The following is a 20,528-nucleotide window of genomic DNA, read 5'->3' on the forward strand; positions in this document are numbered from 1 at the left end:
TCCGTCACCGACGCGCAGGCCGTGCAGGCATCCGCGAGGCGCCAGAGCCGTCCACCTCGCTCGCGGGCGAGAAGCAGACGGATGGGGCCGGCACAGCCTCGGTGACGGGGGTGCCAGCGGCAGCCACGCTCGTGACACTGACAGGTACGCAGGTGCGGCGGCAGAACGTCGCCGCGGGCATGTCCGGCAAGATGCTCAAGCACCGCGGAGCGCGCGGACACCCCAGCCAGCAGCACGCCTCGGTGATCGCACTGCCGACACACGAGCCGCGGCCCCCCGGAGCCGGGCCGCAACTCCACAGTCCAGGCACGCCGGGCTGCCGGGCGTGCTGTGCAGAGCCTCATGGGCGCGCGCTCCTTCCGATTCCATCCCACACCTCGGAGATCAAGAACGACCTAACGGAGTCCTACTAAGCGGCTGTCCCGTAATGATCAGCGGTGAAACGGGGGCGTGGTCGCGTGGGGTGCGGGCACCTGCGTCATCCGGCGAGGGTGAGGTTGTGCAGACGGGCGATACCACTGGATCTTCCAGTCCTTCTTCCGGGCACGGACGTGCTCGACGCGAGCGCGGACTTCGCGGTGAGAGACGTCGTTCCTCCTTCCAGGCCAGGAGTCCAGCCTGGCCGGGTTCGCGGCGATGCGGGATGACCAGCCCGGTGCCCTGGTAACCGTGGTCCGCGATGACCGTTGTCCCGCCGACGGCGTCCTTCGTGCTCGACAGTGCCCACACCATGCAATCGTTGCGCTGAAGCCGCTGCCACTCAATAAGGGCTGGTCAGGCCCACTCTCATTTACAACTCCACACATCCGAGCTACTGCGATGACTGTGAAAGTGATAGTGCGCAGGTCAGAGGCCTTGTGAACTCTCACTTTCAGCGGCGGCTCTCAACCGCGAGGACGGTGCGCCGTGGCGGACCGGGGACACCACTCCTTCAGGAGTGCTTACTGACGCCGTTGCCCGAGGATGCAGAACTCGTTGCCCTCGGGGTCCGCCAGGACGACCCACGACTGTTCGCCCTGGCCGATGTCGACACGCTGTGCGCCGTGCGCCACCAGTCGGGCCACCTCGGCGTCCTGGTCGTCGGGCCTGAAGTCGAGGTGCAGTCGGCTCTTGGACTTCTTGCTCTCGGCGAGCCGCACGAAGTCGATCCCCGGCAGGCGGTCCGGCGCCGGACGGATCTCGAACTCGTCGTCGGAGGAGTGGACCACCACCCAGCCGAGAGCCGTGGCCCACCACTGGCCCAGGGCCGCCGGGTCCTCCGAGTGCACGATTACCTGTTCCCATTCCAAGGTCATCCGCAGAGCTTAGACCGGCCGGAGCCCCGGAAAACAGGTGCTCAGGGCGTCAGACCCGGCTGGCGGTGGCCGTGTCGGCGGACAGCCGCTGTGCGACGTAGATCGGGAGGACCGAGAGGAGGACGAGCACCGCGGCCACCACGTTGACGACCGGCGCCTGTTGGGGCCGGGTCATGTTGTTGAAGATCCAGATCGGGAGGGTCTCGATGCCGGGTCCGGCGGTGAAGGTGGTCACCACGATCTCGTCGAAGGACAGCGCGAACGCGAGCAGTCCGCCGGCCAGGAGCGCCGAGCGCACCAGCGGGAAGGTGACGTCGACGAAGGCGCGGAAGCTGTCGGCGCCCAGGTCCATCGCGGCTTCCTCGTACGACCCGGAGGTGCGCCTGAGGCGGGCGACGACGTTGTTGAAGACGACGACGATGCAGAAGGTGGCGTGCCCGACGATCACCGTGAACAGGCCGAGGCCCACGCCGAGCGGCTCAAGTACCGTGCTGAACGCCGAGTTGAGGGCGATGCCCGTGACGATGCCGGGCAGTGCGATCGGCAGCACGACCACGAAGGAGATGGCGCCGCGGCCGAAGAAGCGGTACCGGGCGACCGCGAAGGCGATCAGGGTGCCGAGCACCAGGGCGATGGCGGTGGCACCGAGGCCGGCCTTCACCGAGACCCAGAGCGCCGCGCGGGCACCGGAGTTCTGCCAGGCGACGGACCACCAGTGCAGGGTCAGGCTCGACGGCGGCCAGCTCGCGCTGCGGTCCGGGTTCAGGGAGTTGACGAGGACGAGCAGGAGCGGGACGTAGATCACCGCGAAGCCGAACCCGGCGGCCACGCGCAGGGCGATGCGCGCGGAACGGGAGAGTTGCACGACGGGCTCCTCTACAGACTGCTCAACGCGCCCGTGCGGCGCATCGCGAGCAGATACACGACGATCACGACGACGGGGACGGTGCCGAGGGCGGCGGCCATGGGCAGGTTGAGTTCGATGTTGGAGTAGACGAGGTTGCCGATGAGCTGGGTCTTGCCGCCGACGATCTGCACGGTGATGTAGTCGCCGAGGCTGAGCGAGAAGGTGAAGATCGACCCGGCGGCGACGGACGGCAGCACCATCGGCAGCACGACCGACCGGAAGGTGCGCCCGGTCCGCGCGCCCAAGTCGGCCGACGCGTCAAGGAGGTTGGCGGGCAGCTGCTCCAGCGCGGTGTGGATCGGCAGGACCATGTAGGGCAGCCAGAGGTAGGTCAGAGTGAGGACGGCGGCGGGGAGTCCGAACCCCGGGCCGCTGAGCCCGAACGGCTTCAACATCCAGTCGGCCAGGCCGCCTTGGGACAGGATGAGCCGCCACGCGTACACCTTGACCAGGTAACTGGCCCACAGCGGGGTCAGGATGGCGACCACTAGCAGCGGGCGCCACTTGGGCTTGGCGACACGGGCCGTGTAGAAGGCGAGCGGGAACGCGATCACCGCGCACAGGACCGTGACCGAGAGCGCGACGCCGATGCTGCGCAGGATGACCTGGCGGTACACGGGCACCGTGAACAGCTCGTGGAAGTTGTCGGTCGACCAGACCTTCACGACCTCGGAGGTGAAGGAGTCCGTCGTCCAGAACGCGGAGACGAACAGCACGCTCAGCGAACCGAGATAGAGCACGGCCAGCCACAGCAGGGGTGCGGTGAGCAGCAGGGAGAGCCGCAGCCGGGGGCGCCGGTACAGCGCCCCCGCGGTCCGGTTCAGCAGGGACATGTCTCAGCCCTTGATCTCGGTCCAGGCCTGTACCCACTTGGCGTACGGCACGCACTTGACGTCGGAGCGGCCGTCGAGGCACTGCTCGATGGGCGTGTTCCAGAAGGCGATGTTCTTCCAGTACGCGGTGTCGGCGGCGTGGTAGGTGGTGCAGAAGTTCTTGTCGCTGGTCTCCTCGCAGGCCTTGGAGTTGGCGGGGGCCTCGCCGAAGTACTCGGCGACCTGGGCGTTGACCTTCGGTGAGACGATCCAGTTGAGCCACTTGTAGGCGCAGTTGGGGTGCTTGGCCTTGGCGGAGATCATCCAGGTGTCGGACCAGCCGGTCGAACCCTCCTTGGGCACGAAGGCCTTGATCCTGGCGCCCTCGTCGGCGGTGAGGTTGGCGATGACCTGCCAGGTGGTGCCGACGACGGAGTCGCCGCTCTTGAAGGCGGAGATCTCCTTGAGGTAGTCGCTCCAGTACTCGCCGATGTCCGCGTTCTGCTTCTTCAGCAGGGCGACGGCGGCGTCGAACTGGGTCTGGTCGAGCGCGTAGGGGTCCTTGATCTTCAACTCGGGCTTGGTGGCCTTGAGATAGAGGGCCGCGTCGGCGATGTAGATCGGCGAGTCGTACGCGGTGACATGGCCCTTGTACTTGGAGGCGTCGTCGAAGACCGCGGCCCAGGAGGTCGGGGCGGGCGTGACCTTCTGGGTGTTGTACATCAGCAGGTTGGCGCCGCGGCCGTGCGGGATGCCGTAGGCCTTGCCCTTGACCGAGTTCCAGGCCTGGAGCTTCAAGTCCGGGAAGATGTCCTTGTAGTTGGGGACCAGACTCGTGTTGACGGGGGCCGCGTCGCCGGAGGCTATGAGGCGCAGGGAGGCGTCGCCGGAGGCGGAGACGGCGTCGTACTCGCCGGTCTTCATCAGTTTGACCATCTCGTCGGAGCTGGCGGCGACCTTGGAGTTGACCTGGCAGCCCGTCTGCTTCTCGAAGTCGCCGACCCAGTTGACCTTGGGGTCGTTGGAGCCGTCCTCGACATAGCCGGCCCAGGCGATCAGATTGACCTCGCCCTCGCTCTTGCCGAGCTTCGACTGGGCTTTGAGGTCAGGGGGGTTGAGGCCGCCGCCCGACGAGTTGCTGCCGGAGGAGCCGCAGGCGGTGGCGGCGAGCAGGACGGCGGCACAGGCCGTCACCTGGAGGGTTCGGGTGAGACGCACGGCGTTCTCCATGGGTGAAGGAGATGGGTGAAGGAGCGAGCGGGGTCAGCGGGGGTCGGGGACGTGCACCGTGTGGCGTCGGTGCCATTGCAGTAGCACCCGGCTGCCGCGGTAGGCGGCCACGTCCTCGGCGGAGGTCTCCAGGTTCTGCTGGAGGGCGGTGAGCCGGCCGCCGGCGTCGAGGTCGACGAGGAAGCGGGTGGAGTCCCCGAGGTAGACGACCTCGGCGACGGTGCCGGCGGCGCTCTCGTGGTCCGGTTCGCCGGTCTCGGCGGAGTCCTTGAGGACGCGGATCTTCTCGGGCCGGATGCTGTAGGTGCCGGTGGTGCCGACGATGCGCTCGGCCGCCTCGCCCGCCAGCAGGTTGGAGGTGCCGACGAAGGACGCGACGAACGGGGTCGCGGGACGCTCGTAGACCTCGGCGGGGGTGCCGACCTGCTGGATGCGGCCCTGGTCGAAGACGGCGATGCGGTCGCTCATCGTCAGGGCCTCCTCCTGGTCGTGGGTGACGAAGACGAAGGTGATGCCCACCTCCCGCTGGAGCGCCTTGAGTTCGACCTGCATCTGCTCGCGCAGTTTCAGGTCGAGGGCGCCGAGCGGTTCGTCGAGCAGCAGCAGACGGGGGCGGCCGACGAGGGCGCGGGCGAGGGCGACGCGTTGCCGCTGGCCGCCGGAGAGTTGGGCGGGCCGGCGGTTGCCGTAGCCCTCGAGTCGTACTTCGGCGAGGGCTGTCCGGGCGCGGACCAGTCGTTCGGCCTTGGCGACCTTGCGGACTTTGAGGCCATAGGCGACGTTCTGCTCGACAGTCATGTGCGGGAAGAGGGCGTAGTCCTGGAAGACGGTGTGGACGTCGCGCTCGAAGGGGGCGAGGCCGGTGACGTCCTGGCCGGCGAGTTCGATGGTGCCGCCGGTGGGGCTCTCGAAGCCGGCGATCATACGGAGCACGGTCGTCTTGCCCGAGCCGGACGGGCCGAGCATCGAGAAGAACTCGCCGTCCCTGATCTCCAGGTCGACGCCGGCCACGGCGGTCGTCTCGCCGAACGACTTCCGCAGATCCCGCAGCCGGATCGCAATCCCCTCCATGGGCGGGAACCTTTCTGGTGCTCTGTGACGTTGCACGGAAACATATGAAGTCATAGTTCAAAGCTCAAGGCCCCCTTAGGGTAAAGCTTGAGTCAACGTGCAAGGTGGTGGCCGTGAACCAGCAGCAGCACCTCAACGGCGGCGCCCGAAAAGCCGTCTTCGCCCCGGTCGACAACCGGGCGCGGGTCGACGCCGTCGTCAGCCGGCTCGGGGACGCCATCGAACTCGGACTGCTCGCCGACGGCGAGCAGCTGCCGGGCGAGAGCGAGCTCGCCGGGCAGCTCGGTGTGTCCACGGTGACCCTGCGGGAGGCACTGATGGCGCTGCGGCAGCAGGGGCTGGTCACCACCCGGCGCGGGCGCGGCGGCGGCAGCTTCGTGTCGCTGCCCGAAGTGCCGGGCGAGGAGCGGCTGAAGGTCCGGCTGCGCGGCTGGAGCACCGAGGAGCTGCGTGACCTCGGCGACCACTGGGCCGCTCTGTCCGGCACCGCGGCCCGGCTCGCCGCGGAGCGCACCGAGCCCGAGGATCTCGTACAACTTCGGCGTACGGCCGTGGAGTTGACGCACGCCGAGGATGCGGCGGCGCGCGGCCGGGTGTACGGCCGGTTCCATGTCGAGCTGGCCGCCGCCGCGCAGTCGGCCCGGCTCACCCGGGAACAGGTGGCGTTGCAGACCGAGGTCGGGGCGCTGCTGTGTCTCGTGCTCGGCAGCGACGAATATCGTGAGGAAGCCGCAGACCGTCACCGCTCCGTAATCTCGGCCGTGCAAGATGGGGCCCACGATTCGGCCAGGGAGCTGGCCGAGCGGTGCGTGCAGGAATCGACGGCGCGGCTGATCGCCGAGCGGCTGGCCCTGTAGCCGTCGCCGCGTCCGCTCCCCGTCTGCTGGAGGGCACGCATGAGCCTCGCGACGGCACCGCCGGCCACGGCACCCGAGCAGTCCGTCGCGGCGGGGGTCCGCTCGGCCCTGGAGTCCGTCTTCGACGCCGTGGCCGCCACCCGCGCCGACACGACGGCCCTGCTCGCCAAGGTGTCCGCACAGGGCCGCCGCCCGGCGACCGTGGACCTCGCGGCGCTGCGCCCGGGCCTCCATCTCCGGCTGGCCCGCCACGAGTTGGTGTCCGGCGTCGGCTTCGTGGCCGCACCGGGGCTGCTGAGCGACGTGCCGGCCTGGCTGGAGTGGTGGCAGACCACGTCCGACGGGGGCATCCGGCCGCTGCTGCTCGACCTCGATCCCGAGCACTCGGCCTACGCCGACTACACGCACTGGGACTGGTTCGCGCTGCCCCGTGACACCGGCGAGCGGGCGGTCGCCGGACCGTACGTCGACTACCTCTGCTCGGACGAGTACAGCCTCACCCTGTCCGCGCCGGTGGATGTGGAGGGACGGTTCGCGGGGGTGGCCGCGGCGGACGTGTACCTACGGCACTTCGAGGCGGCCGTGATGCCGATGCTGCGTCAACTGCCCGGTCCGGCACGGCTGGTGAACGCGCGGGGCCGGGTCGCCGCGTCCACCGACCCGCGTCATCTGGTCGGTTCGCTCAGCAAGGGTCCGGACTTCGCGGAGGCGCTGGCGGCGGGCCGGGCGGGGTATGCGCGCGGGCTGCGGCTGGTGCCGTGCGACGGGGTGCCGTTGGTCCTGGTCGTCGCCGAGCGGTGACCGAACTCGCGTGGTGATGGCGCGAGTTGAGGTGGTGGCGGAACCCGCCCAGTCGTGCCGCGGGTCGGGTGGTGCTCACTCTGCCGCCGGGACCACCCTCAGGTGTCCCGCGCCGCGTCCCGGCCTGCGCGTCCTGGGCGGCGGGGTGCGGCGGGCCTCGCGCAGGACCAGTGTCAGACGCGTGTAGCCCATGTTCTCAAGGGTCTTGGGGGTCTCGCCGACGACCCGGCAGTCCGTGGCACCCCAGCGCGGGTCGGGGTGCAGCACCGGACGGACCGCGCCGTCGTGTTCCACGGCCCCCTCGCCCACCGCGCGGATCCAGTGCGGCAGGCCCTGCCGGTAGGCGGCCTCCATGATCGGGTCCTGGGCGATGTCGCGGCGGATCGCCTGCAGGCCGTGATCGTGGCCGTGGGTCTCCACGACGGAGGCGAAGTGGGCCAGCATCGGCAGGCACCAACTCGACTCGTGCTCACCGAGAACGGTGCTCGCGTCGGGGTGGAAGAGCACGAACCGAAGGAAGTTGTCGCCCGGCATGGCCGTCGGATGCGAACCGACCGCCCGGAAAAGTGACTTGAACGCGCCGTTGGTCAACACCACGTCCCAGCGGTGGTCCATGACGACGGAGGGAAAAGGGACGGCCTCCAACAGTGTGGCGTAGTCCAGCAGATACGCCTGGGCCTCGGGACTCTCGGGGGCGGGCCGCGGTGCGGACCGCTGCCCACCTGCCTGATACGCCATCGGGAGGTCACCCCTCTTGCCTATGCGGCCTTCTCGCGGCGCCCTGATCCTGCTGCCCCGACTCTTGCCGTGTCAACTATCGTGGCATTTCATGATGGTTGACGGCTGAAATTGGCCACAGTTGTGGCGAGACCTGGATGCGAGTTCGAACGAACCGCTACCCTCCGGGATGTTCACGGCCACCATTTGTGAGAAGCCTGTGAGAGACGTAGGAGATCTGTCGGTGTCGGATGGCTTCGAGGTACCGGGCACGACGGCGAACGCCGTGCTGCCCGCCGTCGTCGACCGCGTCACCGCGCTCGCCGAGCGGCTCGACGTCCCGCAGGCCGAGGTCTTCCACATGGGCCGGCTCTCCGTGGCCTCCGGTGTCCCCGACTCCGTGGTCAGGGCCCTGCTGAGCGGTCGCCCCGCGGGCGAGCCCGATGTGCAGGCGCGGTTCCTGCAGCGCCTCGGACTGTTGCGCCGCACCAGGCTCAAGCCCAACGGGCGCAAGTACACCCAGCAGGAGATCGCCGACGGCGCCGGCATGTCCCGCCAGCAGGCGGGTGCGCTCATCAACGGCGACCGGCGTCCCACCATGGAGCACTGCGACGCACTCCAGCGGTTCTTCCGGGTGCATGCCGGATTCCTCACGGCCGAGGATCCCGAGGCCCTCGCGGGCGCCCTGCAGCGCACCGAGCAGGAGCTGTTGCAGAAGCTCGCCGACCGCGAGCGGGCGGCGGCCGAGGCCGCGGGAGACCCGCTGGAGAGGCTGCTGCAGGACCACGGGGTGCGCGGAATCGCCTGGCGTGCCGCGCAGTTGCCCACCGACCAGCACCGCGACAAGGTCGCCGAGTGGCTGGACATGCTCCTGGAGAGCGTGAAGCGTCCCGAGTCGTGATCCGGGTCCGCACGGCCGGGAATTGACGGATCGTCAGGTCGCGCTGCGCTCGCTCGCCTCCCGCAGGTCCCGTTCCAGGGCGCCGCTGTGTGCCGTGGTGTCGGGCCGGCCCTCGCACAGGAGGTCGCGCCAGTGCTCGCGGCTCCAGTGGGCCGGGGTGGTGGTACCGGTGAATTCCGCGACCAGGGCGAGGAATCGGGCCGGGTCGGTGTGGAACGGGAAGTGCCCCGCCCCCTCGAAGATCTCCAGCCGGCTGCCCGGCATCGCCTCGTGGGCGCCGTAGGCGTGGCGTACCGGCACCACGCTGTCGCGGTCGCCCCACAGCAGCATGGTCGGCATGCCCTCGGTCAGATAGCAGCGGTCGAGCATGGTCACCACCTGGCCGCGCCAGTCGACGACCGCGCGCAGGGTGCGGATGAAGGCGTTGCGGGCGGTCTCGTCGGGCAACGCGTCGACGAGGGTGAGGAGTTCTGGGGCATCCTGGCCGAGATCGGTGTCGAGGAGTCTCATCAGGCCCACGGCGAGGCCGACTTGGAGGCGCATGCCGGGCAACCGCAGCGCGGACAGGGCGAGATGGGAACCCGGAAGCGTGACGAGCCGTAGCACGGGGTTGACCTCGCGGCCCACGCCGCCCGCGCTGACCAGGACGAGCCGTTCGGTGCGTTCGGGGAACTGGTAGGCGAACTGCATCGCCACTCCGCCGCCCAGCGAGTGCCCGAGCAGGGTCGCGGACTCGATGCCGAGGGTGGTGAGCAGATCGCGCACGCCGTTCGCATAGGCGGCGACCGAGTAGTCGGCCCGCGGTTTGTCGGAGGCGCCGTGGCCGAGGAGGTCGGGGGCGATCACCGTGTGGGTGCGGGCGAGGTGCGGTATCAGCTCGGCCCAGGTGGCCGAGGAGTCGCCGATGCCGTGGATGAGGACGAGCGCCGGGCCCTCGCCGGCCATGCGGAAGGCACGCCGGTATCCGTGCACGACGCGGTACTGGAGCGTGAGTTCTTCGTCGCCCACCGGGCGCAGCCGTGCGGCGCGCGCCGGGCGCCGTGCCGGGACGTCCTCCACGCACTCGCCTCCCGTTCACCTGGCCGCCCGCGGACGGCCGAAAGCCCTTCCCCTCAGCGTAGGGCCGCTGTCCCACCGGGGATTTCGGGGACGTTTCGCCTCCGCTAAGCGGGCGAACCGGGGCCGGGGGAAACGGGATTGTCAGTGGCAGGCGGCAAGCTGGAGTCGTGCCACCGCCGTGCGGGGGCGCACGACGCCGATCAGGGGAGAGCCGTCCTATGCAGACCGCAGTGATGACCGACCGCGAGCGCGCCGCCGTCCAGGCCTATCTACGGCTGCTGCACACGGTCAGAGCCGCCTTCGACGGCCCCCCGGGCGACCCACGCCCGGTCCTGGTCCCACCCTCGGTACTGGCCGAGGCGGACCAGGCCCTGACGGACGCCGGACTCGCGGGCAACGAGGGGGCGCTCTTCAGGTTGCTGGAGAGCTGGTGCCCGGAAGGGTGAGGGGGTTCAGGGATGCGGGACCGTGATCGCCGTGGCGACCAGTCCCCGTCGTACGGTCCAGCGGCCCTCGAAGGTGTCGAGGCGCTCGCCGCCGACCACCGGGCCGGGGACGAGGAGGCGGGCGCGCAGGCCGCCGCGTGGTTCGTCGCCGGGGTCCGCGAAGAGTTCGATGTCGGCCTCCGAGAAGTCCAGCCACTTCCCGGTGAGGGGGAACCAGGCCTTGTAGACGGACTCCTTGGCGCTGAACAGGAGCCGGTCCCAGTGCACGGCCGGCAGTTGTGCCGCGAGCCGCGTCAGCCGTTCCTGTTCGGCGGGCAGGAAGACGGAGGGGAGGACGCCGTCGGGGAGCGGTGCATGGGGTTCGGCGTCGATGCCGAGCGAGGCGAGGTCGGTGGCGCGGGCCAGCGCGGCGGCGCAGTAGCCGTCGCAGTGGGTCATGCTGCCGATGAGACCGGCGGGCCAGATCGGCGCGCCGTGGGCACCGGGCAGGATCGGCTGCGGGGGCACGCCGAGCTTCTCCATGGCGCGCCGGGCGCAGGCCCGTACGGCGGTGAACTCGCGCCGCCGCTTGAGCACCGCGCGGGCCACCCGGGCCTGTTCCTCGGGGTACAGCGGGGCGTCCTGGAACCCCTCGTCACCGTGTGTCTCCACGGTCACCACGGACTCCGGGAGCAGCTCCTCGATCACCGGCTCCGACCTCCATCGGCAGGATGCGGCGCAGTCGTCCCGGGGGCTCCGGGCGCTTCTGCCACTCGCGGGGGTATCCCACGGACACCTCTTCGAAGCGGACCCCCTCGTGGTGGGTGGTCCGCGGGATGTGGAGATGGCCGTAGACCATGGTGTCCACGCGGAATCTGCGGTGCCAGTCGGCGGTCAGGGTGGTGCCGCACCACATGGCGAACTCGGGGTACCACAGGACCTCGGTGGGGTGCCGGTCCAGGGGGTAGTGGTTGATCAGGACCGTGGGCAGGGTGTCGGGGATCTCGGTGAGCCTGCGTGCGGTCTCGGCGACCCGGGCCCGGCACCAGGCCTCGCGGCTGGGGTAGGGGTCGGGGTGCAGCAGGAACTCGTCGTTGCAGACGATGCCGGTGCCGTGCGCGTACTTCAGTCCCTCGTCCTTGGTGGCGCAGCCGGCCGGGAGGTACGAGTAGTCGTAGAGGAGGAAGAGCGGGGCCACGACGACCGGGCCGCCGGGGCCGTCCCAGACGGGGTAGGGGTCCTCGGGGGTGAGGACGCCGAGCTCCCGGCACAGGGCGACGAGGTGTTCGTAGCGGGCGACTCCGCGCAGTGTCACGGGGTCCTTGGGGTGGGTCCACAGTTCGTGGTTCCCGGGGGACCACAGGACCTTGCGGAAGCGGCCGGCGAGGAGTTCGAGGACCCAGCGGATGTCGGCCACGGTCTCGGCGATGTCACCGGCCACGATCAGCCAGTCGTCATCCGTGACGGGCCGCATGTTCCCGACCAGGGCGCGGTTCTCGGCGTACCCGATGTGCAGGTCGCTGATGGCCAGCAGCTGTCTGGCACCGCCGACCGTCGACTCCACCTCTCGCCCCCTCCGCCTCCGCGCACGAATGAGGCCACGAGATCACATCCCGCCGTTGCGCGACAAGACGGCGGGGCGGAGGGAGCGGTGGTCGGGACAGTGGTCGGAGCTGTCGGAGGAAGGCGGTCGGAGCGGCCCGGTGACGGGAGTTCGTGTGCCGGGTGGGCAGGATCTGGAAATCCGTAACACGGGCGTTGCACGCGGCACCCCTTGAAAGCCGTATGATCGCCCCAACACCACCGCCACGAACGCCTCTTCGCCGAGGGCGGTTTGGTGTCCCTCCAACCACCCTGGCCGGGCACGGCCTCGCTCCGCCGTGCCCGCGAACCCGAAAGGACGGCCCTGCATGGTCTCTCGCGTACGCGTCTGGCTCAACCGCACGTACGCGGAGAACGTGTTCTTCATGGATCAGCTGCGGAGAAATCCCAGCGATCGGGCCGTCGAGATCCATGCCACGCACGGCGACGCGGACTCCCCCGTACTGGCCGCCGCCGACACCGCCGACCTGGAGCCCGAGGGCCTGTCCCCGGCCGGATACGTCGAGTACGCCCTCGACCAGTGCGCCCGCCGCGGCATCGACGTGTTCGTGCCCCGGCTGCACCAGTCGGAGATCGTGGCGCACCGCGCGGACTTCGAGGCGGTGGGTACGGCACTGCTGGCGCCGACCCCCGAAGCCGTCGCCGTCTTCCACGACAAGGTGATCGCGTACGAGGCGGTCCAGGCGATCGGCGTGCCCGTGCCGCCGTGGTGGCGGGTCCGCACGGCGCCCGAACTCGTCGCGGCAGTCGAGGAGTTGGAGGCGGCCGGGCACAAGGCGTGCTTCAAGCCGGCGTCCGGTGCGGGCGGGGTGGGCTTCCGCGTGGTCACGCGCGCCCCCTTCTCGCTCATGCACCTCAACGGATTCCCGAGCCCCTACGTCCCGCTCGACACGGTCGTCGAGGCGCTGGAGCAGGCCGACGAGCAGGTCGACTGGCTGGTCATGCCGCGTCTGGAGGAGCCGGAGGTGTCGGTGGACTGCCTGACCGGTCCCGACAACCTGGTCCGGCTCGCCGTGGGCCGCACGAAGAACGGCCGTCGGCGCGGTTTCACCCTGCACGAGCAGTGGCTGGAGCCGGCCCGCCGGATCGCGGAGGGCTTCGGGCTGCACTACCTGTCCAACATCCAGTTCCGGATGTTCGGCGACAAGCCCGTGCTGATGGACGTCAACACCCGCCCCGCGGGCGGCCTGCACCAGCTGTCGCTGTGCGGGGTCAACGCCCCTTGGGCGGCCGTGCAGTTGGCGCTCGGCGAGGACCCTGGCACGATGGAGCCGCCGTTCCTGGGCGCGGACTACGCGGTGGTCTCGGGCCCCCGTCAGCTGCGTCCCGTGACGCTCCCGCACCAGCGCGCGGAGGAGTCGGAGCCGCTGCTCCCGACAGTGCCGGCGCAGACCGAGGCGGAGCCGGAGAGCACCCGCACACCGGAGTTGGGCAGCCGGGCGGCAGCCCGCGCCTAGGCCTCCCGGGTCTCCTCTTTCCCCTCCGCACCACAACTTCATACCGGCCTGGACCAATCATGGCGCAGCACCTTGACACCATGATTGGTCCAGACCAAATTGGTTGCGCACCTTCCTGCACTCCCGAACACCCCCATTCCTTCAGGGAGATCGCGTGCGCGACACACTCAGACGTTCCAGACGCAGGCTCCTTGCCCTGCTCGGTACCGCAGCCCTGGCCATGGCCGGGGCCATCGCTCTGCCCGGTACCGCACAGGCGGCCAACGTCCTGACCAACCCCGGCTTCGAGTCGGGTTCCCTGTCCCCCTGGTCCTGCACCGGAAACCTCGGCTCGGTGGTCTCCTCTCCGGTGCACGGTGGCTCCAAGGCCCTTGCGGGCGCGGTGAGTTCGAGCGACACCGCACAGTGCTCCCAGACGGTCGCCGTGCAACCGAACACGGCGTACTCGCTCAGCGGCTGGGTGCGCGGCAGTTATGTCTACCTCGGTGTCAACGGCGGTTCCTCGACGTGGACTTCGTCCCCGTCGGCGTACGCCCAGTTGACGACGTCGTTCACCACCGGCGCCTCGCAGACCAGCGCCACCATCTACGTCCACGGCTGGTACGCGCAGGGCACCTACTACGCGGACGACATCAGCCTCGACGGCCCCGGCGGTGGCGGTGGTGGCGACACCCAGGCCCCGACCGCGCCGACCGGACTGACCTCCACGGGCAAGACGTCCTCCAGCGTGTCCCTGTCGTGGGGCGCCGCGACGGACAACGTGGGTGTCACGGCGTACGACATCTACAGCGGTGCGAACCAGGTCCTCAGCGTCTCCGGTACGAGCGCCACGGTCAGCGGGCTCTCGTCCAGCACCGCGTACACGTTCACCGTGAAGGCGCGGGACGCGGCCGGGAACTCCTCCGCGGCGTCCAACTCCGTGAGCGTCACCACGGACGCGGGCACCGGCGGCGGCACCGGCTTCAAGCAGGCCGCGCCCTATCTGTACGAAGGGTGGGGCGACCCGCCCAACCCGGCGACGGTGATGGCCGCGACGGGCGTCAAGTGGTTCACGATGGCGTTCGTGCTGGACTCCGGCGGCTGCAACCCCGCCTGGGACGGCAGCCGGGCGCTGACCGGCGGCGTCGACCAGACGGCGATCAACCAGATCCGTGGGGCCGGCGGTGACATCGTGCCGTCGTTCGGCGGCTGGCAGGGCAGCAAGCTCGGCGCCAACTGCTCCTCCGCGAGCGCGCTCGCCGGGGCGCTGCAGAAGGTGATCAGCGCCTACGGCCTCAAGGCCATCGACATGGACATCGAGAACACGGACGAGTTCGAGAACGAGGCCGTCCAGGCGAAGATCCTCACCGCGCTGAAGACCGTCAAGGCCAACAACCCCGGCCTGAAGACGATCGTCACCTTCGGCACCTCGACCACCGGCCCGACGTACTACGGCAACCGGCTGATCGAGCAGGCGCAGTCCCTCAACGCCGGCATCGACGTCTTCACCATCATGCCGTTCGACTTCGGCGGCGGCTCCGACATGTACGGCAACACGGTCTCCGCGGCCGAGGGCCTGAAGACCAAGCTGAAGTCCACCTTCGGGTGGGACGACGCGACGGCCTACTCGCACATCGGCATCTCCGGCATGAACGGTCTCAGCGACCAGCAGGAGAACACCACTCCGGCGATCTGGACCCAGATCCGCGACTGGTCCAACTCGCACCACATCGCGCGGCTCGCCTACTGGGCCGTGAACCGCGACCGGCCGTGCGCCGGTGGCGGAGTGGTCAGCAACTGCTCCGGCATCAACCAGAGCACCTGGCAGTTCACGTCCATCACGGCCGGCTTCACCGGCTGAGCGTCAGCGTGGGGGTGCCCCGTCCGGGTACCCCCACGCCCGCGCCAACTCCCTGAGCCTGGGCGGCAGTTCAGTGGCCGGATCGGCGGTGCGGGCGGGCTGGACCCGGCCCGACTTGAGGGTGCTGCTCCAGTCGCCGAGCTGCGGCCGGTGGACGCCGTGGTCCTTGCTGCCGTAGTCGAGCATGCCGCTCTCCCAGGGCACACCGAGGTACTCGCACAGGCCGCGGGTCGACTTCTCCGGTTCGGCGGTGAGGTCCTCGTACGTCATCACATGGGCGTCGAGATGCTGCCGGGCCTCCTCCAACTTCTCGGCGTAGCCCAGGACTTCGGCGCGTATCGCCTCGTGGTCGGGGTCGTCCCGGCGGGCGGTGAGCGAGGCGACGACCGCACCGGGGTGGCGCAGCAGCAGGATGTAGCGGGCATGCGGCCAACATCGGTGCAGGCGGGGCCAGATGAGGGTGTTGGGCGGGGTCTTGTCGACGATGACGTCCTTGCCGCTGCGCTGCAGTTCGAGGTGGAGCACCCGGTCCCACAGGACGTGTTCCAGTTCCTCCTTGTCGAGCGCGAGCTCCCGCATGGCGTCGTCGCTGAACTCACGGGACAGATGGACGTGCAGGGTCCGCAGATGCATCTCGTGCGGGGCGCGGATCCGGCTGTGACTGTTCATCAGCACCCGCAGCAGCGTGGACCCGGAGCGCACGGACGACAGCACGAACACCGGCGAATCCACCAGGCGCGGGGCGCGCGGCGCGGTGTAGCCGTCCGCGGCCGGCCGGGGCGCGGGCATCGCGTCGAGCTGGCGGCGCGGCGGGCTGACCGCCTGCGCCATCAGCCTCCCCCGCCGCCTGAGCCCCTTGCCGATCGCGGACATCCGCGGGTCTCGCATGCTGACACCTTTCTCTCGCCGTTCCCCCCGGATCCCAGAGGGGGCAGGCGAACTCCAGGTGTCACGGAGTCGAACGGCGCAAGCCGAAATCAGCCGAAAAGAGCTGCTGACCTGCCCACTTACCGTTTCCTTAATTCTTGATGGGAACTGGTCCACGCCTCGGGACGCGCAGCGGTCTCAGAACCGTCCCGAGCCGCGATACAGCTCCAGATCCCCGTCGAGTTCCACGGCCAGCACGGTCGCATGCGGGTCGAGGTCCGCTGCGGCGGGCGGGTCGATCCACAGCACGCCGACCGCCTCGTGCAGGCCGCCGATCACTCGGTGGGCGAGTTCGGTGCCGGTGCCGAGCACGGTGACCCTGCGGACCGGGGTGACCAGCCCTCGGACGCCGATCTCGGCGCGTGGGACGTCGAACAGGGTGAGATAGAGGGTGCGGCCGTCGGCGGAGAGGGTGCTCGGCCCGTAGTGGTGACCGGCAGGGAGGCCGCGGACGGTGCCGTACACGGCGTCGGAGTGCTTCCGGATCCACTCCCCCAGGCCTTCGAGGCGCTCGACCTGCGGCGCGGGGATGGTGCCGTCCTCCATCGGGCCGACGTCCAGGAGGAGGTTGCCGCCCCCGCCGATCGTCTCCGTGAAGTAACGGACCAGCTGGCTCAGCGACTTGTGGTTGTCGTCGTGGTGCTGGTAGCCCCACGAGTCGTTGATGGTGAGGCACAACTCCCAGGGCCCGTCCGGGGGTTCGATGGGGGCGCCCTGTTCCGGTGTCGCGTAGTCGCCCTCGCTGAGCATGCGGGCGTTGAAGACGACGTGCGGTGAGTACGAGCGGATGAGCGCGGCGAGTTCCTTGATGCGCCACTGCTCCTCGCTGCGGTCCCACTCACCGTCGAACCACATCAGGTCGGGCCGGTAGCGGGAGGCCAACTCCCGTATCTGGCCGTCCCGGTAGACGATGAACCGCTCCCAGGCGTCCAGGTCCTCGAACTCGGCCGCGACCTCGGAGTACCGGTTGTCCTCCTGCTCCGGCGGGCGGCCCGGCTTGCGGGTGGTGGCGTAGTCGGGGTGGTTCCAGTCGGAGTGCGAGTAGTAGAGGCCCACCTTGAGGCCCTGCTCGCGGAGCGCGTCGGCGTAGCCGGTGAGGTAGTCCCTGCCCAGGTTGAGATCGCCGAACTCGGTGTCCCACAGGGCCACTCCGTCGTGGTGGCGGCTGGTGAGGACGGCGTACTTGGCGCCGGCGCGGGCGAACAGGTCCGCCCAGGCTTGCGGGTCGTACTGCGCGCCGGTGAAGCGGTCGAGCTGGGACATGTACTGGTCGTGCGGCACGATGTCGTCGTAGAACGACCAGGACTCCTGGACGCCGTCGACGGCGTAGATCCCCCAGTGGACGAAGATCCCCAACTTGGCGTCGGTGAACCACGGTTGCATGGGCACGGCTGAACTCCCGTTACGTACAAGGTCAGTTGGGGGATGTCAGGGGGCGGGCCCGGCGTGCGACGACCGGGCCCGCCCCCTGGGGTCTACTGGCCCGCGTCCGCCCGCTTCAGACGGAGCGTCAGGATCTGGAAGGGCCGCAGGGCGACGGCGACCGAGCCGCCGTCGAAGGAGACCTCCTCCTCCAGCGGTCGCTCCAGCAGGTCGGTGATCCGGGCACCGGCGAGCGGGAAGCCCGTGCGCAGCGTGCCCTCGGCTCGGCCGCCGTTCGACTCGTAGAGCCGGACCACGACATCGCCGGACCCGTCGTCGGCGAGCTTGACCGCCTCGACGGTGATGCCGTCGCCGTCGACGGAGACGACCGGCTGCGGGGCACCGCCCGAATCGGCCACCCGCAGCGGGAGGTTGAGGGCGTAGCCCTCGGCGACCGCGTCCTCGATGCTCGCGCCGGGCAGCAGCGAGTAGACGAAGCGGTGCCTGCCCTGGTCGGCGCCCGGGTCCGGGATGCGCGGGGCGCGCACCAGGCTGAGGCGGACCGTGGTCGTCGTACCGCCGTCCTCGCGGACGGTGCGGGAGACGTCGTGGCCGTACGTCGAGTCGTTGATGACGGCGACGCCGTAGCCGGGCTCGGCGAGGTGCACCCAGCGGTGGCCGGAGACCTCGAAACGGGCCGCCTCCCAGCTGGTGTTGGTGTGGGTGGGCCGCTGGATGTGGCCGAACTGGATCTCGGCGGAGGAGTGCGCCGCGCGGATGTCGACCGGGAAGCCTGCCTTGAGGAACTTCTCGGCCTCGTGCCAGTCGATGTCGGTCTCGAAGTCGATCCGGGCGCTGCCGGCGCGCACGGTGATCGTCTGCACGATCTTCGAGCCCTTGCCGAAGGACCGCTCCACGCGGATCGCGCCGAGCAGCGGGTCCTGCTCGACCACCGTGATGGAGTCGGCGGTCAGGAGGTCGGTGAAGCGGTTCTTGTAGTGCTTGTCGACGTCCCAGGCGTCCCAGTAGTTGGGCAGGTCGGTGTGCAGGCGCAGCAAGTTGCCCTGGTCGGCGAGGACTTCACGGCCGCCGTGACGCAGGTCGCGCACCGAGGCGAGGGTGCCGTCGTCGGCGAGTTCGACGCGGACGATGCCGTTGTCGAGGACGCGGTCGGTGACGGTCACCGCCTGCGGGACGTACTCGGCGGCCAGCTCGGCGCTGCCGTTCGCCGGGACCGTCGCGTACATCGGCACGCCGGTCGCGGTGCGGATGACCTCGGCACGGTCGTAGGGGCTGGTGTTGAAGACGCGGGTCTCGCTGCCGCCGAGCGCGGCGACGGCCGCCGTCGTCAGCTCCTCCAACTCCGTTGCCACGCGGGCGTATTCGGCCTCGGCCTCGCGGTGCACCCAGGCGATCGAGGAGCCCGGCAGGATGTCGTGGAACTGGTGCAGCAGCACCGTCTTCCACAGCCGGTCCAGCTTCTCGTACGGGTACGCGTAGCCCGGTGCGTGCAGCGCGGCCGTGGTCGCCCACAACTCGGCCTCGCGCAGCTTGTGTTCGCTGCGCCGGTTGCCCTGCTTGGTGCGGGCCTGGGAGGTGTAGGTGGCGCGGTGGAGTTCGAGGTAGAGCTCGCCTACCCAGACCGGGGCGTCGGGGTACTCGGCGCGGGCCTTGGCGAAGAACTCGTCGGGGTGCTCGACGACGACCTTGGGCGAACCCTCCAAGTCGGCGAGCCTGCGCGCGCGTTCCATGATCTCGCGGGTGGGGCCGCCACCGCCGTCGCCCCAGCCGAAGGGGGCCAGGGAGCGGGTGGCGCTGCCCTTCTCCTGGTAGTTGCGGACCGCGCGGGACATCTCCTCGCCGCTGAAGCGGGCGTTGTAGGTGTCGACCGGCGGGAAGTGGGTGAAGATGCGGGTGCCGTCGATGCCCTCCCACCAGAAGGTGTGGTGGGGGAACTTGTTGGTCTGGTTCCAGGAGATCTTCTGGGTGAGGAACCACTCGTTGCCTGCGAGCTTGGCGAGCTGCGGGTAGGCCGCGTTGTAGCCGAAGGAGTCGGGCAGCCAGACGCCCTTGGTCTCGACGCCGAAGTGCTCGATGAAGAACCGCTTGCCGTGGATCAGTTGGCGGGCGATGGCCTCGCCGCCGGGCAGGTTGCCGTCGGACTCGACCCACATGCCGCCGACCGGCGCCCACTGGCCGCGCTTGACGGACTCCTGGATGCGGGCCCACACCTGCGGGTAGTTGTCGCGGACCCACTCGTACTGCTGGGCCTGCGAGCAGGCGAAGATGAAGTCCTCGTACTCGTCGGCGAGGGAGGTCACGTTCGAGAAGGTGCGGGACGTCTTGCGCTTGGTCTCGCGGATCGGCCACAGCCACGCCGAGTCGATGTGCGCGTGCCCGACACCGGAGACGATGTGCGCGCTGGCGTTGGCGGGCTTGGACAGCACCGGCTTGAGCGCGGCCCGTACGTCGGCGGCCGTGCCGGCGACGTCGTCGAGGTCGAGGAGGTCCAGGGCGCGGTCGAGCGCGTGCATGATCTCGTGACGGCGGGGGTCGTGCTCGCCCAGTTCCAGCATCAGTTCGCGCAGCACCTGGACGTCGAGGTCGAGGTGGAAGACCTCCTCGTCGAGGACGGCGAGATCGGCGCGGCGGAATGTATACAGTGGACGGTCGCCCGCCGTCAGTACGTCGCCGAGTGGTGTCGGCTCGGAGAAGTTGTTGGCGAGGATGTCGGGGTTGGAGGCCGCCTCGACCAGGTAGTCGATCGCCTCTCCGCCGGTCGCCGGGTTGGCGATCGCCACGTACTGGTTGAGCGGGTTGACCGCCTTCAGCGGCGTCCCGTCCACGAGGTGGACCAGCGCCTCGGCCTGGTTGCCCGGCCAGTCGCCGACGAAGCCGAGGTCGATGACGGCCTCGACACGCTTCCCGGCCCACTCCGCGGGCACCTGTCCACGCATCCGGAACCAGGTGGTGCCCCACGGCGGGCCCCACGGGGTGTCCATCGCGAACGGCTTGTACGGCGCCGCGGCGGCCTCCTCGAAGGGGACCGGCTCGCCGGGGGCCTGCCAGGCCTCGACCGTGAAGGGAGCGGTGGCCGCGTAGATCGCGGGCTTGATCCGCTGGTCATGGGCGCGCTGGACGCGCTCCTCGATCCGGCTGCGTTCGTCGTGCATGGGAAGTCTCCAGGGAACCAGGGAGCTGAGCTGCTGAGAACTTGGGGAGCTGTTGAGAACTCGCTGCCGAGAACTCGGGGAAAGCGCTTACT

Annotated in this window: 18 protein-coding genes and 1 pseudogene; 6 read left to right on the forward strand and 13 right to left on the reverse strand. The window is 69.8% G+C overall.

The window, feature by feature from the left end:
• Window positions 1–478: 478 nt before the first annotated feature.
• The 6 genes and pseudogenes from OC490_RS10195 to OC490_RS10220 all read right to left on the reverse strand — a co-directional run.
• Window positions 479–744 (reverse strand): annotated as a pseudogene (locus OC490_RS10195) (IS5/IS1182 family transposase); the annotation flags it as partial.
• A gap of 197 nt (window positions 745–941) precedes the next feature.
• Window positions 942–1,295, reverse strand: coding sequence for a VOC family protein (locus OC490_RS10200; RefSeq protein WP_262057518.1), 354 nt, complete (start codon window positions 1,293–1,295; stop codon window positions 942–944).
• A 49-nt stretch (window positions 1,296–1,344) separates the two neighbouring features.
• Window positions 1,345–2,160: an ABC transporter permease gene (locus OC490_RS10205; protein ID WP_262057519.1), complete on the reverse strand. Its 816-nt coding sequence runs from the start codon at window positions 2,158–2,160 to the stop codon at window positions 1,345–1,347.
• A gap of 11 nt (window positions 2,161–2,171) precedes the next feature.
• Complete coding sequence (locus OC490_RS10210) at window positions 2,172–3,035, reverse strand: ABC transporter permease (RefSeq protein WP_262057520.1); 864 nt, start codon at window positions 3,033–3,035, stop codon at window positions 2,172–2,174.
• A gap of 3 nt (window positions 3,036–3,038) precedes the next feature.
• Entirely contained in the window at window positions 3,039–4,232 is a 1,194-nt protein-coding gene (locus OC490_RS10215; protein WP_315986667.1) for an ABC transporter substrate-binding protein, read from the reverse strand.
• Window positions 4,233–4,277: 45 nt separating this feature from the next.
• On the reverse strand, window positions 4,278–5,315 hold the full coding sequence (locus tag OC490_RS10220) for an ABC transporter ATP-binding protein (protein ID WP_262057522.1): 1,038 nt from the start codon (window positions 5,313–5,315) through the stop codon (window positions 4,278–4,280).
• A 113-nt stretch (window positions 5,316–5,428) separates the two neighbouring features.
• On the opposite strand from OC490_RS10220, the gene OC490_RS10225 reads away from it, so the two are divergent.
• Together OC490_RS10225 and OC490_RS10230 are read left to right on the forward strand one after the other, a co-directional pair.
• Window positions 5,429–6,172, forward strand: a complete 744-nt coding sequence (locus OC490_RS10225) for a FadR/GntR family transcriptional regulator (protein WP_262057523.1) — start codon at window positions 5,429–5,431, stop codon at window positions 6,170–6,172.
• 39 nt (window positions 6,173–6,211) lie between these two features.
• Complete coding sequence (locus OC490_RS10230) at window positions 6,212–6,973, forward strand: hypothetical protein (protein ID WP_262057524.1); 762 nt, start codon at window positions 6,212–6,214, stop codon at window positions 6,971–6,973.
• Between the two features lie 75 nt (window positions 6,974–7,048).
• On the opposite strand, the gene OC490_RS10235 is transcribed toward OC490_RS10230, so the two are convergent.
• Window positions 7,049–7,711 (reverse strand): hypothetical protein, encoded by a 663-nt coding sequence (locus OC490_RS10235; RefSeq protein ID WP_262057525.1) that lies wholly within the window; start codon window positions 7,709–7,711, stop codon window positions 7,049–7,051.
• A gap of 223 nt (window positions 7,712–7,934) precedes the next feature.
• On the opposite strand from OC490_RS10235, the gene OC490_RS10240 reads away from it, so the two are divergent.
• The gene (locus tag OC490_RS10240) at window positions 7,935–8,591 is read left to right on the forward strand and encodes a helix-turn-helix domain-containing protein (RefSeq protein ID WP_262057526.1); all 657 of its coding nucleotides are present in this window, start codon (window positions 7,935–7,937) and stop codon (window positions 8,589–8,591) included.
• Window positions 8,592–8,624: 33 nt separating this feature from the next.
• Here the strand turns inward: OC490_RS10240 and OC490_RS10245 are convergent, their stop codons facing one another.
• Entirely contained in the window at window positions 8,625–9,650 is a 1,026-nt protein-coding gene (locus OC490_RS10245) for an alpha/beta fold hydrolase (RefSeq protein ID WP_262057527.1), read from the reverse strand.
• A gap of 218 nt (window positions 9,651–9,868) precedes the next feature.
• On the opposite strand from OC490_RS10245, the gene OC490_RS10250 reads away from it, so the two are divergent.
• Window positions 9,869–10,096, forward strand: coding sequence for a hypothetical protein (locus OC490_RS10250; RefSeq protein ID WP_262057528.1), 228 nt, complete (start codon window positions 9,869–9,871; stop codon window positions 10,094–10,096).
• 6 nt (window positions 10,097–10,102) lie between these two features.
• Here the strand turns inward: OC490_RS10250 and OC490_RS10255 are convergent, their stop codons facing one another.
• Window positions 10,103–10,783 carry a 4'-phosphopantetheinyl transferase gene (locus OC490_RS10255; RefSeq protein WP_262057529.1) on the reverse strand — a complete coding sequence of 227 codons (681 nt, stop codon included), beginning with the start codon at window positions 10,781–10,783 and terminating at the stop codon, window positions 10,103–10,105.
• Window positions 10,731–11,639, reverse strand: a complete 909-nt coding sequence (locus OC490_RS10260) for a metallophosphoesterase family protein (RefSeq protein ID WP_262057530.1) — start codon at window positions 11,637–11,639, stop codon at window positions 10,731–10,733. The genes OC490_RS10255 and OC490_RS10260 overlap by 53 nt, the downstream gene beginning before the upstream one ends.
• Window positions 11,640–11,985: 346 nt before the next feature.
• On the opposite strand from OC490_RS10260, the gene OC490_RS10265 reads away from it, so the two are divergent.
• Both OC490_RS10265 and OC490_RS10270 read left to right on the forward strand, forming a co-directional pair.
• A complete protein-coding gene (locus tag OC490_RS10265) occupies window positions 11,986–13,134 on the forward strand; it encodes an ATP-grasp domain-containing protein (RefSeq protein ID WP_262057531.1) in 1,149 nt (382 codons plus the stop codon).
• A 154-nt stretch (window positions 13,135–13,288) separates the two neighbouring features.
• Window positions 13,289–14,974, forward strand: coding sequence for a carbohydrate binding domain-containing protein (locus tag OC490_RS10270; RefSeq protein ID WP_262057532.1), 1,686 nt, complete (start codon window positions 13,289–13,291; stop codon window positions 14,972–14,974).
• A 3-nt stretch (window positions 14,975–14,977) separates the two neighbouring features.
• On the opposite strand, the gene OC490_RS10275 is transcribed toward OC490_RS10270, so the two are convergent.
• The 3 genes from OC490_RS10275 to OC490_RS10285 form a co-directional block, all read right to left on the reverse strand.
• Complete coding sequence (locus tag OC490_RS10275) at window positions 14,978–15,862, reverse strand: sulfotransferase family protein (RefSeq protein WP_262057533.1); 885 nt, start codon at window positions 15,860–15,862, stop codon at window positions 14,978–14,980.
• Window positions 15,863–16,039: 177 nt separating this feature from the next.
• Entirely contained in the window at window positions 16,040–17,290 is a 1,251-nt protein-coding gene (locus OC490_RS10280) for an alpha-L-fucosidase (protein ID WP_262057534.1), read from the reverse strand.
• 86 nt (window positions 17,291–17,376) lie between these two features.
• A complete protein-coding gene (locus tag OC490_RS10285; RefSeq protein WP_262057535.1) occupies window positions 17,377–20,436 on the reverse strand; it encodes an alpha-mannosidase in 3,060 nt (1,019 codons plus the stop codon).
• Window positions 20,437–20,528: the final 92 nt, after the last annotated feature.

Source organism: Streptomyces sp. STR69 (assembly GCF_024519455.1).
In the GTDB taxonomy this organism is placed as follows: Bacteria; Actinomycetota; Actinomycetes; order Streptomycetales; family Streptomycetaceae; genus Streptomyces.